The organism is Nocardia albiluteola (genome assembly GCF_018860155.1).
Taxonomy (GTDB): domain Bacteria; phylum Actinomycetota; class Actinomycetes; order Mycobacteriales; family Mycobacteriaceae; genus Nocardia; species Nocardia albiluteola.
This window is the reverse complement of record NZ_JAHKNI010000001.1, coordinates 618015-630630: the sequence shown is the minus strand read 5'-3', so window position 1 is coordinate 630630 and position 12616 is coordinate 618015. Positions and strand designations below refer to the sequence as shown.

Here is a 12616-nt window from a genome sequence, read left to right as displayed (position 1 = left end):
GTAGGGTTCCACGTTCGGGGGTCGAGGCGAGGCCGACACCGCTATCGTGACGGAATGCTCCGCATGCTTCGCCCGGCCGGACAGGCATTGGCCTGGCTGGCCGCTCTCTCGGCACTGGCCGCCGCTCTCTCCTGCGCCGCCGATCTGCACCACGCCGGAAATGACACACTGGTGGTTCAGGCGTGGCGTATGTACGGCCTGTTCCTGTGTGCCGGGCTGTTCGCGGTGCTGGCGCGCCGGCCTGACGGCAACGGCGCGATTTGGGCGCTGACGATCGCGAACAAGCTCGCGCTGACGGTGACCGCGATCTACTTTCTCGGCAAGGGCGGTGTCGCGGAAGCGGGCAAAACCGTTGCGTGGGACGGCGGATTGACCCTCACACTGATTGCCGCGTTCCTCTTGTGCGCTCTCGGCGCCCGCGCGCGTCAGGAGCCGGCCGCGGCCAATACCCGCCACGTCTCGTCGACATAGGAATCCCAGGCGCCGGAGTCCGCGGGCAGGGCGCCGCGCGCTGTCCGCCACAGCTGTCCCATGCCCAGATACGCCGAATAGGCCAGCGTCGCGCGGTTCCGGGCCGCCTCGTCGCCGAAGCCCAGCCGGGTGAACAGCTCGGCCAGGTAGTCGATGCGACGGTTGGTGACTCGGGTCAAGACCGGCTCGACGAGCGGGTCGTTGCAACCCGCCAACACGACCGCAAGGTTCGCCTCTGGATGCGACAGCGCGGTTCCCAGCAGGGTCCGCAGGCCGACGGCCGGGTCCAGCTCGGCTGATACCAGTGCGATCACGACGTCGGTCTCGTCGTGTTCCCAGCGTTCCAGGGCCGCCCGCAGTAACTCGTCCCGATTCGCGAAATGCCAGTAGGCGCTGCCTTTCGTCGCTCCGAGCCGGGCGGCGAGCGGTTCGATGGCGACCGCGCCCACGCCGCCTTCGGCCAATGCGGCCAGCGCGGCCGCGATCCAATCCTCTCGGCCGAGTCGTCGCGTCTTCTCCGTCACGGCTCCATACGGTACCGTATGGATTGCACAATACGGCACCGTATGGAATGTGGGTGAGTCGATGATCTGGAATATCCACCAGCGCGAACTGCCAGTCCCCGCACAAGAGGTGGGAGCCCTGCTCGACACCGTCGCCGAGCCCGGCAATCCACTGTGGCCCGCCGATCACTGGCCCGCCCTGGTGCTGGATCGGCCTCTGCAGGTCGGCGCCGACGGCGGCCACGGCACCAACCGCTACACCTGCACCGCCTACGAACCCGGACGCGCAGTCGAATTCACCTTCGGGCCGAGCATGCCGTTCACCGGCACGCACACCTTCGAGATCATCGATCGCGGCGAACGTGGTTGCGTTGTCAGGCATCTCGTCGTCGCGCGGGCCAGCGAGATACGCGGGTGGATACTGTGGACCTTCGCCATCCGCTGGCTGCACGACGCCGTGCTCGAGGAACTGCTCGACCGCGCGGCAACCACGGTGGGGCATCCGCCGACCGAACCCGCCCGGTGGTCACCCTGGGTGCGCATGCTGCGAACGTCGCTCGACCGAGTCCGCCCGGCAGTTCCGGTCGGCTGATCGGCCGATCGAGGGCGAACAACTCGGCAGAGCGCGGCTTCGGCGCCCGCGGTGGCGCCCGCGCTGTTCGGGACCGATGAGTTTGGGCGGCACACCTCGTCTGCAGAGGTATGACGACTCGAACTCTCGATCACGCAGGCGCTCACATCGTGTACGACGTGCACGGTCCACTTCCCCCGGCCGACGGCCGTCCGCCGCTGATGATGATCGGGCAGCCCATGTGTGCCGACGGATTCGCGGCGTTGGTCGCGCAGTTTCCCGATCGGACCGTAATCACTTACGACCCAAGAGGTTTGGGGCGCAGCACGCGCACCGACGGCCGGGACGACAATGTGCCCGAGGTGCAGGCGGACGATATTCACGCGGTGATCCAGGTGCTGGAGGCCGGGCCGGTCGAGATATTCGCCAGCAGCGGCGGGGCGGTGACGTCGCTTGCCCTCATCGCGGCCCACCCCGAGGACGTGTCCACGCTGGTCGCGCACGAGCCGCCGGCCGCCACCACGCTCCCCGACGCCGCGGCCGCCGAGCGAGCCCTGGCGGACATGCGCGCCGCGTACCAGGCCAAGGGCATGGGCGCGGGCATGGCGGCGTTCATGGCCCTGACGATGTGGCAGGGCGAATTCACCGATGCCTTCTTCGCCCAGCCCCCGGCCGATCCCGCCCAGTTCGGCATGCCGACGGACGATGACGGCTCCCGCAACGATCCGCTGCTGAGTGAGCGTTCGGTCGCCGTCACCGCGTACCGGCCCGATGTCGCCGCCCTGACCGCGGCCCCGACCCGGATCGTGATCGCCGTCGGCGAAGAGTCTGCGGGCACGTTCACCGCACGCACGACCGCGGCCGTCGCGGCGCTACTCGGGCAGGAGCCGACCGTATTCCCGAGCCACCATGGCGGTTTCGTCGGACCGGAGATGGGATATCCGGGGCAGCCCGAGGCGTTCGGCAAGCGGCTCCGCGAGGTGCTGGGGGCCAGCTAGTGCCGCGTCAAGCAACGTTCGGTAGGTAATCCGGGTATCGGATCTTGGAGCCGACAGCGAAGTCGCGGACCGGTCCGGCGTGCTGGTTACGCCAGCGGATGTAGTCACCGATCGCCGCGTCCTGCTCAGCGTGACTGCGATGGTCGGTGCCGAATGGGGCAGCTACACACCGCGATTCGGCCTCTACACCGTGGACGTGCTCATTGAGCGCGAAGTACCGCAACGCGGCGAACTCGCACTCGATGCGGTTCAACCACGACGAATACGTCGGCGTGCCAGGTTGAATCGCCCGAGGTGGCAACTGCGCCGGTGCGGGAGCAGCTTTTTCGGGCTGTGCGGGCACGATATTCACAGCGGGAGGGACGGGGCTTGGTAGCCGAGTTCGTTCAGTCGCCGGCGGTAGCGCTCGATGCTGGCCAGTTTTACAGATTCGTAGCCTCGAATGAGGTCGCTCGTTTGTGCCAACGCTGTGGCGGTGTCGTAGGTGTCGTCCGTGAGCGAGCGTGTCGCGTTGCGGACCATCGTTCGGTAGTGGTCGGCCAAGGCCCGTTCCGTGCGGCGCATCGCGGTATACCCGAATGGGTCGAAGATGGTGCCGCGCAATGGCTTTGCTTTTGCGAGCAGCCTGAGCGCAAAGTGGGAGCGAGGCCCGAAGCCGATTTTTTTCTTGCGTCCGAGTGACCGGAGGACGGGCGGGTGCAGGCGGTAGGTCAGTGTGGTTGCACCGGCGAATTCTGTTGCGACAGCGGCGGTGAACGCCGGATCGGTCAACAGTCGAGCAACTTCGTACTCATCCTTGTACGCGGTGAGCTTGAACATCCCCTCAGCGACTGCGGAGCTGAATTCGGTTCGATCTCCCAGGAGCCGTTCGGCCTTCCATACCTCCTGCACGACGGCCGCGTAGGCTACCGCGGTCTTGCTGTTCTGATATGCGACGAGTTCGGCCGCGCGCCGCTCGATCAGTTCGCGGACCGGTCCGCTGACCTCGAGATCTCTCAACAGCCCGGACGGAACAGCAAGCACGGTGCGGGAGGGCGGAGCCGTGACCGCAGCGACAGCAGCAGCGAAGGTTTCCGGCGTCGTGCATTCGAGCACCACTCTCGCATTGACGACACCGCTGCCATATCGTGTACAACCATTGTTGGACAAGCTGACCCGAACACGGGGTTGGGGACGTTCCACACCACCTCCGCGTGCTCATTAGTGTAGTGGCGAGGCCATGTGTCAGCCGGGATCCGACTCGACCGGATCCCGGCTGGCTGTAGACCTCTGGCCTATTTGGCCGGGGCCGGCATCGGCTCGTTGATCGTGGTGAAGTACTGCACGGCCGCCAAGATGGCGGTGGGTGCGGTGACCAGCAGCTGGCCCGCGAGGGTGCCCAACGCGCTGACGGCGATCATGCCGCCGAGGCAGCCGATCGCGGCGGCGGGCACGAACGCTCCGAACAGTCCGACGATCGTTGCGGCGGCGACGGTCGCACCGGCGATTCCGCCGAGGACACATCCGACGGCGCCTCCGCCGAGCCCGCCCACGAGCGTGCCGATGACGGCACCCACGCTGATCGTGTCCCGCATCCGGCCCCAGGCGGCCTGTTCGCGGTCGTAGGGCGTCTTGAACGGGGACGTGTCCTGAAACGGCAGGGCAACCGGACGGTATGCGGCGTCCGCGAGGGTGAACCGAGGTGTCAGTGTCGCAACCCGGTCGTGGATTTGCGCCACGATCGGGAATTCGAAATCATCGACGCGGAATGACAATTCGGTTCCCGCAACCGGTGTCCCGTCCGCCGCTTTGATTTTGAACACGCCGTTCTCGACCGCCATCGAACCTGAATCGGTGCTGATCGTCGTCGAAGTGTTCGTGGTTCGTGCTGTGTAATTGACGGCCGGCGCTGTAGGCGGAGTGGCAGCGGCGGTTGCGATCGGCGCGGCTAATCCGGTGACCACTAAAGCAGCCGTGAATGCGGTTTTCCTCATTGTAATTTCCTTCTTCTCATCGGGATTCACATCGTTGTGACGCGACGAAGTAACCGGGGCATGAAGCAGTACCCGGGCGGTGAATGGTCTTCTGGGAGTAGGTGTTAGAGGGTGAGCGCGGTGAGCCAGCGGTGGGTGGTCGTCACTTCGACGCCTCGGGCTGGAAACAGCCGGGTGGTGAGGAGTTCGTGTAGCTCGGGGTCCTGGTCTGCGCAGGCATCGGCAAGGACTGTGACCGAGTAGTCCAGATCACTGGCGGCGTAGACGGTCGCCGTGACCACCGCCGAGGTGGCGACCCCGCAGATCACGGTGCGCTCGATGTGGTTGCTGCGCAACACCAGATCCAGGTCGGTGGCCGCGAATGCATTGGTGCGGCGTTTGAGAACAACGACGTCCGAGGGGTCGATGTCGAGGTCTCCATCGATGTGGGTGTCACTGTTGTTCTCGTGAAAGGTCGTGCCCAGTGCATGAAACTGCTGGAACAGCAGGTTGTTTGGGTGCACATCGGCTGCGTTGGACCGCAGACCGGCACGGACGTAGACGATCTTGACCCCGGCTCGGCGCGCTGCCGGGACGGCGGTGGCAAGAACCGGGACGACCGGCCGGGCGAAGGGGAAGTCCCGGGTGATTCCGGTCTGCACATCGCAGACCAGAAGTGCTGTCGTGCAGTGTCGTTCAGTCATCATGCGCCGACCTCGTGCGTTGCCGTCGTCCGGGCAGCGGTCTCGGCCCTGCGACCGACGGTCAACAGGATGGCCAGGCCGCAGGCCATGACGGCCGCAATCATCAGTAGTGCGTAGGTGTAGCTCCCGGTGGCAGTTTTGATTGCGCCGGTGACATAGGGGCCGATGAATCCGCTGAGATTGCTGACCGAGTTGATCAGGCCGATGCCGGCAGCGGCTGCCGCTCCGGTGAGTGTGACCGGTGGGATGCGCCAGAACTGCGCCATCGCAACGTAGATTCCGGAAACGCTGGCGCACACGGCCAGGATGAACAGTGGACCGCTGTGGGTCATGGTGGCGGCAAGTAGTCCGAGTGCGCCGATCGCCATCGGTACCGCGGTGGAGAACACGGCAGTTCGGTGACGCGCGACGGGCGACCAGGCGAGCATGACGACGATCGCGACCGCGGAGGGGATCGCGGCAAGGAGCACGCTGGAGATGCCCGAACCAACGGCCTGCGTGAAGCTGCTGATCATTGCGGGCAGGAAGAACGCCAAGGGATAGAGACCGAAGACGACAGCGAAGAAGGCCATGGCCAGCGCCCACACCCGCCGGCTGGTCAATGCCTCGGTCATCCCGCTCAATGCTCCACGGTCCTGGTGGTTTTCAGCTTCCTCGGCGAGGATCGCGCTGATGTGGTCCCGTTCGAACTCGGTCAGCCACGTGGCGTCCTGTGGGCGATTCGGCAGCAGCAGCAGAACAATGATGCCGATCCCGACGGTCACCAGACCTTCGACCAAAAACAGTGAGCGCCACCCGGCGATTCCCAATACAGCTCGGCCCCATTGAAGCAGGACGGCTGCGATGGGCGCGCCGATGACACCTGAGAGTGGGATTGTCAGAAAGAACGCTGACATCGCCCAGGAGCGTTGCTTGTTCGGGAACCACTGGGTCAGGTAGAGCAGGATACCGGCGGCCAGACCTGCTTCGGCGAATCCGAGGGCGATTCGCGCCAAGTACAACTGTCCGGGTGAATGAACCGCGCCCGTGAGAGCGGTGACCATGCCCCACGTGATGACGATCCTGCTGATCCATAACCGGGCCCCGAATTTGCGCAGCATCATGTTGCTCGGTACTTCCACCAGGACGTATCCGATGAAGAACAGGCCTGCGGCTAGTCCGAGCTGTGCGGAGGACAGGCCGAGGTCGGACGACATCGGTTTGGCGATGTAGCCCAGATTCGCCCGATCGATGTAGCTGATGATGTATGCGACACCGACGAGCGGAAGGATACGAAGTGCTACCTTGCGCCACAAGCGCTTTCGTGCTCTGTCGTCGAGAACCGAGCCCCCCGGGATATCGGTGTTCACGATAATGCTTCTTTCGGGTGGGTTATTGCTCGGACGTGCTGCTCACGGGCGACGCGGGTTTCGGCGCTATTGATCGCGGTGCTCGACGAATCGAGGGCTACTCCGTAATCGCGGAGAGCTCCCGCAACGGTGACTTTGCCGTCGAGGACGTCGTCGAGGACACGTTGTGGATCGCGCTCGAATGGATCGCCATAACCGCCGCCGCCCGCGGTTACCTGTCGGTGGCGTGATCCCGCGGTTACGGTGAGATGCGGTTTTGCGGGCAGCAACTGTTCGGTAGCGGCACCGGGGTCGAGGATGTTCGCAGACGGGGCGCCCTCTTTGCCACCGCCCAGACCGTAGGCACGCGAGGTTCGACGATCTGAACGGATCTGCACTGTGGCTCCGTCGTGCAGGACGGTCATGTCCCGGAAGGTGGACAACCCCCCTCGGTAGGTGCCGGGGCCGCCGGTGTCGGGCAGGTAGCCGTATCCGTCGATTCGCACATGTCCCGACTGTTCGAGCTCCTCGACGGGAGTATTGGCGAGATTGGCTCCCAGTGGGCTGATTCCGTCGTTGCCGTCCCCGGTGGGGGTCGCGCCCCACGATCCGCACAGGATGTCCCACAGCACGGCGGATGTTCCCTGGGATTCGGTCACGCCGACGGCGACGGAGTTCGGGCCGCCATCGCCGGCCGCCGGAACTCGATCGGGGAACGCGGGAGCCAATGCCCCCAGCACCGTGTCGATGATGCGGTATGCGACAAGGCCACGAGCGCCGCGGGCAGCTGGTCGTCGGCCGCTGAGGATCGAACCAGCGGGGATCTCGAAGCTGAACGGCCGATAGAAGCCACTGTTAGCGGGGATGTCCGTGCCGAGTACACCTTGCACGGAGGCGTAGCACGCCGAGCGGGTGAACGAGGCGGTGGCGTTGAGCGCCGACGGCACCTGGTCGGACGAGCCGGCGAAGTCGAAATCGATGGTGCTGCCCGCTATGGTGGCACGGACTCGGAAGGGGATCGGTCCGCTTCCCAGGCCGTCGTCGTCGATCTGGTCGTCGAAGGCGTAAACGCCGTCCGGTGCCTCAGTGAGCGCATGCCGCACGAGAGCTTCTGAATAGTCGAGCAATTCGTCGGTGAGCCGCTCGAAATCGGTGCGCCCGTGCTTGTCTGCCAAAGCGCGCAGGCCGGCGTTTCCGGCGTAGCAGGCGGCGAGTTGGGATTGCAGGTCGCCGCGCAGCATGTCGGGCTCTCGCACATTGCGCAAGATGAGCTCGAAGAACGCGCTGTTGGTGACTCCCGCGTCGGTGAGGCGAGATGGCGGGATCTGGATGCCCTCTCCAAAGATCGAGGTCGATTGCACCGCCATCGAGCCTGCCGCCCACCCACCGACATCGGTGTGGTTGACCACGGTCACCGAGAACCCGAGCAGTTGATCGTCGTGGTAGGTCGGGGCTATGACAAAGATGTCGGGCAGGTGCATTCCGCCCAGATCAGGGTCGTTCAGGATATAGACGTCACCGTCGTGGATCGAATCACCGAAGGCGGACAACACTGCGTCCATCGCCTCCGGGATGGAGCCGAGATGGACCGGGCACGTATTGGCCTGGGCGATGATGCGTCCCTTGCTGTCGCAGACCGCCGCCGAGAAGTCCATGCTCGAAGCCACGATTTGAGAGTGAGCGGTCCGCAGGATAGTGATCGCCATTTCGTCGGCAAGGCCCGAGACCGCATTGCGAAACACCTCGAAGGTAGCGGGGTCCTGAATGATGTTGGAAGTCATGCCTCCACCTCGCTGTTCCACTCGATGATGATGTTGTTGTAGGTGTCCAGCCGAGCGGTGGCTCCCGGCGGGACAAGGGTGGTCGAGTCCATGTCCTCCACTACCAGTGGTCCGGGTCTGGCATCGGTGGTCAGTTGACCTCGCGAGATGACCGGAGTGTCGATGGCGGTACCGAACTGGCATCGCCGCGTGGCCGAGGCTGCCCTGTGCTCAGCGGGCAGTGCCAGCAGTTCGTCGATACCAACCGGATTCGGAACGAATCCGCGCACCCGCACATTGACGATCTCAACGAGATCATCGGTCCCCGCACGTCCGTAGGTCTTGCGATGTTCGGCATGGAACAGCGCATAGGTCTGTGCGAGCAGGGCGGCATCGACTGTTCCGGAAGGCAGTGGAATTCGTAGTGCGAACCGCTGACCGCGGTATCGCATGTCGACGATGCGCTCGATCCGCACCTCCTCCGCAGCACCGAGGTGACCGAGCACCGTCTCGGTGAGCCGCTCGAACTCGGCACCGATAGCAGCAGGATCCAGCATCTCGGTGGGATTGGAACTGACCAACTGATATTCGCTATCGGCTACCAGCAGACCAAGACTGCTGAACAGGCCGGTATGGACAGGCACGATGACGGTGGCGATACCGAGCTCACGCGCCAGTGCCGCGCCGTAGAGCGGACCTGCACCGCCGAAAGCGACGAGTGTCGCCTCGCGCGGATCTCGACCGCGCTCACTGGTGACTGCCTTCACGGCTTTGGTCATGTTCGACACAGCAACCTGATATGCGCCCAAAGCTGCCGACTCGGTGTCGGTGTCGATCACGTCGGCGATGGTGTGCAGGACCTTGTCGGCCAGTTCAGCGTGGATTCGGACCCTGCCGCCGGCGATGACGTCGGGATTGATATAGCCGAGCACGACATTGGCGTCGGTCAGTGTCGGGCGGTTGCCGCCATGGCCGTAGCAGGCCGGCCCAGGCCGGGATCCGGCACTGGTGGGACCTACATGTAGCGCGCCGGCGGCATCGACGCCGATCACGCTGCCACCACCCGCGCCCACTTCGGCGATATCGATGGAGGAAACCCGCACGGCGTATCCCGCGCCCTTGCTCATGCTGCGGGTGATGTTCATTCCTCCACCGACCTCATAGTCGCTGGCAACGAACGGCTGTCCATTCTCGATGAGCGAGGCCTTGGCGGTCGTGCCACCCATGTCGAATGCGACGACGTTGTCGAGTTCGAGAAGCTGTGCCAGTTTCTGTACCGCGATTACACCGGCTGCAGGGCCTGATTCGATGATGTTCACCGGTCGCTCGATCACGGACGGGGCATCCAGCAGTCCACCCGAGGATTGCATGATCGAGAACGGGGCGTCGATGCCGCGTCCCCGGATGCCACGGTCGAGTTCGGTGACGTAATCGGCGACTACCGGGCCGATATAGGAATTCACGATTGCGGTGCTGGTTCGCTCGTACTCTCCGGGCTCGGGAGAGATGTCCACCGACGCGGTGATGTAGGCGTGCGGCAGAAGTTCTCGCAGCCGACGCACCACTGCTCGCTCTTCATCGGGGCGGACGTGAGAATTGATCAGGCAGACCGCGATAGCTTCGATGTCGTCGGTGGCCATTCGGTCGGCCAGGGCAACCAGTTCGCGGTCGTCCACCGGTCGGTCGACCTGCCCGTCCGCGTGGATACGCTGGTCGAGTTCGTACCTGTAGCGGCGGCGTGCCAGCGGGGTCGGCTTCTTCCACGACAAGTCGTACAGCAGCGGACGACGCAGCCGACCCAGCTCGAGTACGTCGCGGAACCCTTTCGTGGTCACCAGCGCGGTGCGCGCGCCATCCATCTCCAGGATCGCGTTGGTCGCCACCGTTGTTGCGTGCAGTAGCGCAGCGACCTGGCCGGCTTCGATGTCGGCCTCGGTGAGCGCGGTGGTCACACCCGTGATGACACCGTTTTCGAAATCCGGTGGTGTCGAGAGCACCTTCATCGGCACGACCCGGGCATCTGGTCCCAGTGCTATCACGTCGGTGAAGGTGCCGCCGATGTCGGCGCCGATGCGCCATAGCCCTGGATGTCCGACCGAGTCCTGCCGGGGTGTATCTGACGGGGTCATCGATCTCCCTGATTCGTTGTTCCGATCCGATGTCGCAGCGGCGCGGGTGCACGGCATGAGTACGGCGTAGCCGATGTGTCACCCGTCGGAGTGTCCTGCGTCACTCGACTATAGGGGGATTAAAAGATATCAACAAGATGCAGTTGATATCTTTTAACTCCCTTCGGGTACGTCGCTGGGAGGGCGGTAGTATCAGTACAAGTCGTCGAACGGGGGCTCAGTGCGGTATCAACCAGCGATCCTGCAGCAGGAAGATGCTGAGGGCACGATGATGGATCGGGCCTACAGGCGACTCAAGCGCGAGATCATCGAGATGCAGCGACCACCCGGCCAGCACTTCACGGAACAGGATGTCGCCGCAGTTCTCGGGCTCAGCAAGACTCCGGTCCGCGAGGCGCTCGCGCGGCTGCATCGTGACGGACTCGTCACGCCTCAACCGCGGGCAGGTTATGTCGTTTCGACGATCACTCTGGGTGATGCGGCCGACCTGTGCGACATGCGGACTCTCCTCCAGAGCGAAGCAGCAGCACTAACGGCCCAACGGGGACTGCCCGACCGGGAACGCGCACGGCTCGAAGAGCTTTGCGTCGACGAAGAATATGGCCAGCTTGCGGGACCTCATTTGGACGAGCGCCTCCGGCAGAACTATGAGTTCGAGGCGATAGTCGCCAACGGCAGCGGCAATCAGCGCCTCGCCGCGAGCATTGTGAGCGTGTTCGATGAGATCGAGCGGATCGTTCGCCTGGCAGTGACGCTGTCGCCCACTATGCCGCCAGGCCGCACCGAGCAGCGAAGAGCGATCCTCGACGCAATCGTTGCCCGCGACCCGGTAGCCGCCCGCGATGCGATGCAACGTCGGACGCAGGCAGCACGCCGAGAGATCATCGATGCCCTGACTCGCAGCCACTCGGTGACCTCGACACCGATATCGCTTCCCGATATCGGCGTCGACGGCTGACATCAAACCCTCGTCAGCGGGTTGGATACCACTGATCCGATACGCCGCCCAAGTTCCTCGACATCCGGCCGCGCGGCGCCATACAACAGTCGAACGTGATCGGCCGGCCCCTTGAATCCTTGGCCGGACAGTGCCGGGATGCCCGCATCCAGCAGCAGTTCTTCCAGATCGCTGCCATGCCTGCCCGTCACCGCGAGATCCGCGAAGACAAAGACCCCTGCTGCCGGTCTTACCGCGGGAACACTCGCCTCTGCCAGGCAGGTCATGAGTATGTCTCGACGCTCTCGCATCGTTGCGAACTCACCGTCCAGCCAGTCCGATGGTCCGGTGAGGGCAGCGACGGCGGCGGCTTGCGGCACGTCGCCGACGTTGATTACATCGCACTCGAGCGCGGTGTGGATCTTGTCTATCAGGTGCTTGCTCGAGTGGACGTAGCCGACGCGCCAGTTCGTGAAGGCATAGTTCTTGCTCAGACTGGTCACCGTGACCAGCCGATCCGATATTCCGCTGAAGGACATCAACGGCACGTAGCCAGGACCGTCGTGGACGTAGCGTTCGTACGACTCATCGGAGAACACGATGAGTCCGTGGCTCTCGGCCAGGGTGACGATGTCGCGAAGACACTCTCGGGTCGGTACGTCACCGGTGGGATTGTTCGGATTACAGAGCAAGATCGCGCGCGTTCGCGCCGAAATCGCCGCCGCGATGGCGTTCACATCGATGCGCCACCCGTCGCGGGCAGTGGTGTGTATGTAGCGCGGAGTGCCACCTGCGAGCCGGACCAGGCCGTCGAAGAAGTAGGTGGGCGCTGGAACGAGCACCTCGTCACCTGGCGCTATCAATGCTCGCAACGCGATACTCATGCCGTGCTGAGCGCCATGAGTGATCAGCAAGCCGGAATCGGGGCGAACCGTGATCCCGATATCCTCGGTCAGCTTCTCGGCTATCACCTGCCTCAACTCCGGCATCCCCCGGCTGATCCGTGGACCGGGATGTTCGGCTGTCCACCGCGCCGCATCCAAAACGTGGGGAGGCATCGGCAGAATCGGGACACCTTGCACCGGCACGAAGGACCGGCCTTCGCGAACCTTGGCGTCGACATGCTCGGACAGCACTAGCGCCGACAATCTCTCCAGCATCGAATCACCTCTAGTATCTTTCATTTGGAGAGTTAAGATACTAACCGTCGGCCGGAGATTCGGCACGCCGTTCCCATCGAGGGACTGGTGGCCGACTACTCGG

13 protein-coding genes are annotated in these 12616 nt (G+C 64.2%); 4 read left to right on the top strand and 9 right to left on the bottom strand.

Translation table 11 applies throughout. The features are described from left to right. Window positions 1–63 precede the first annotated feature (63 nt). Window positions 64–471 (top strand): hypothetical protein, encoded by a 408-nt coding sequence (locus KO481_RS02960; protein ID WP_215915342.1) that lies wholly within the window; start codon window positions 64–66, stop codon window positions 469–471. Here the strand turns inward: KO481_RS02960 and KO481_RS02955 are convergent. Then, a complete protein-coding gene (locus KO481_RS02955; protein WP_215915341.1) occupies window positions 426–995 on the bottom strand; it encodes a TetR/AcrR family transcriptional regulator in 570 nt (189 codons plus the stop codon). The two genes, KO481_RS02960 and KO481_RS02955, sit on opposite strands and share 46 nt — an antisense overlap. A 49-nt stretch (window positions 996–1044) precedes the next feature. Between KO481_RS02955 and KO481_RS02950 the strand changes: the two genes are divergently transcribed. Next, window positions 1045–1566 (top strand): SRPBCC family protein, encoded by a 522-nt coding sequence (locus KO481_RS02950; protein WP_215915340.1) that lies wholly within the window; start codon window positions 1045–1047, stop codon window positions 1564–1566. Between the two features lie 110 nt (window positions 1567–1676). Further along, window positions 1677–2543, top strand: a complete 867-nt coding sequence (locus KO481_RS02945; protein WP_215915339.1) for an alpha/beta fold hydrolase — start codon at window positions 1677–1679, stop codon at window positions 2541–2543. Window positions 2544–2550: 7 nt separating this feature from the next. Here KO481_RS02945 and KO481_RS02940 read toward each other — a convergent pair whose 3' ends face one another. The 7 genes from KO481_RS02940 to KO481_RS02910 all read right to left on the bottom strand — a co-directional run bounded on the left by KO481_RS02940 (window position 2551) and on the right by KO481_RS02910 (window position 10416). Next, on the bottom strand, window positions 2551–2796 hold the full coding sequence (locus KO481_RS02940) for a hypothetical protein (RefSeq protein WP_245400241.1): 246 nt from the start codon (window positions 2794–2796) through the stop codon (window positions 2551–2553). Window positions 2797–2891: 95 nt separating this feature from the next. Continuing rightward, window positions 2892–3725 (bottom strand): DUF6537 domain-containing protein, encoded by an 834-nt coding sequence (locus KO481_RS02935; RefSeq protein WP_215915338.1) that lies wholly within the window; start codon window positions 3723–3725, stop codon window positions 2892–2894. A gap of 92 nt (window positions 3726–3817) precedes the next feature. Then, entirely contained in the window at window positions 3818–4516 is a 699-nt protein-coding gene (locus tag KO481_RS02930) for a DUF8020 domain-containing protein (RefSeq protein ID WP_245400239.1), read from the bottom strand. 104 nt (window positions 4517–4620) lie between these two features. Next, entirely contained in the window at window positions 4621–5202 is a 582-nt protein-coding gene (locus tag KO481_RS02925; RefSeq protein WP_245400238.1) for a cysteine hydrolase family protein, read from the bottom strand. Next, the gene (locus tag KO481_RS02920; protein ID WP_215915337.1) at window positions 5199–6548 is read right to left on the bottom strand and encodes an MFS transporter; all 1350 of its coding nucleotides are present in this window, start codon (window positions 6546–6548) and stop codon (window positions 5199–5201) included. The genes KO481_RS02925 and KO481_RS02920 overlap by 4 nt, the downstream gene beginning before the upstream one ends. Continuing rightward, window positions 6545–8308 carry a hydantoinase B/oxoprolinase family protein gene (locus KO481_RS02915; protein WP_215915336.1) on the bottom strand — a complete coding sequence of 588 codons (1764 nt, stop codon included), beginning with the start codon at window positions 8306–8308 and terminating at the stop codon, window positions 6545–6547. Before KO481_RS02915 ends, KO481_RS02920 begins: the two co-directional genes overlap by 4 nt. Beyond that, complete coding sequence (locus tag KO481_RS02910; protein ID WP_215915335.1) at window positions 8305–10416, bottom strand: hydantoinase/oxoprolinase family protein; 2112 nt, start codon at window positions 10414–10416, stop codon at window positions 8305–8307. Before KO481_RS02910 ends, KO481_RS02915 begins: the two co-directional genes overlap by 4 nt. Before the next feature lie 220 nt (window positions 10417–10636). Here KO481_RS02910 and KO481_RS02905 point away from each other — a divergent pair, with 220 nt between their 5' ends. Further along, window positions 10637–11374, top strand: a complete 738-nt coding sequence (locus KO481_RS02905; protein WP_215915334.1) for a GntR family transcriptional regulator — start codon at window positions 10637–10639, stop codon at window positions 11372–11374. Between the two features lie 2 nt (window positions 11375–11376). On the opposite strand, the gene KO481_RS02900 is transcribed toward KO481_RS02905, so the two are convergent. After that, window positions 11377–12579 carry a pyridoxal phosphate-dependent aminotransferase gene (locus KO481_RS02900; protein WP_308166268.1) on the bottom strand — a complete coding sequence of 401 codons (1203 nt, stop codon included), beginning with the start codon at window positions 12577–12579 and terminating at the stop codon, window positions 11377–11379. Window positions 12580–12616 lie beyond the last annotated feature (37 nt).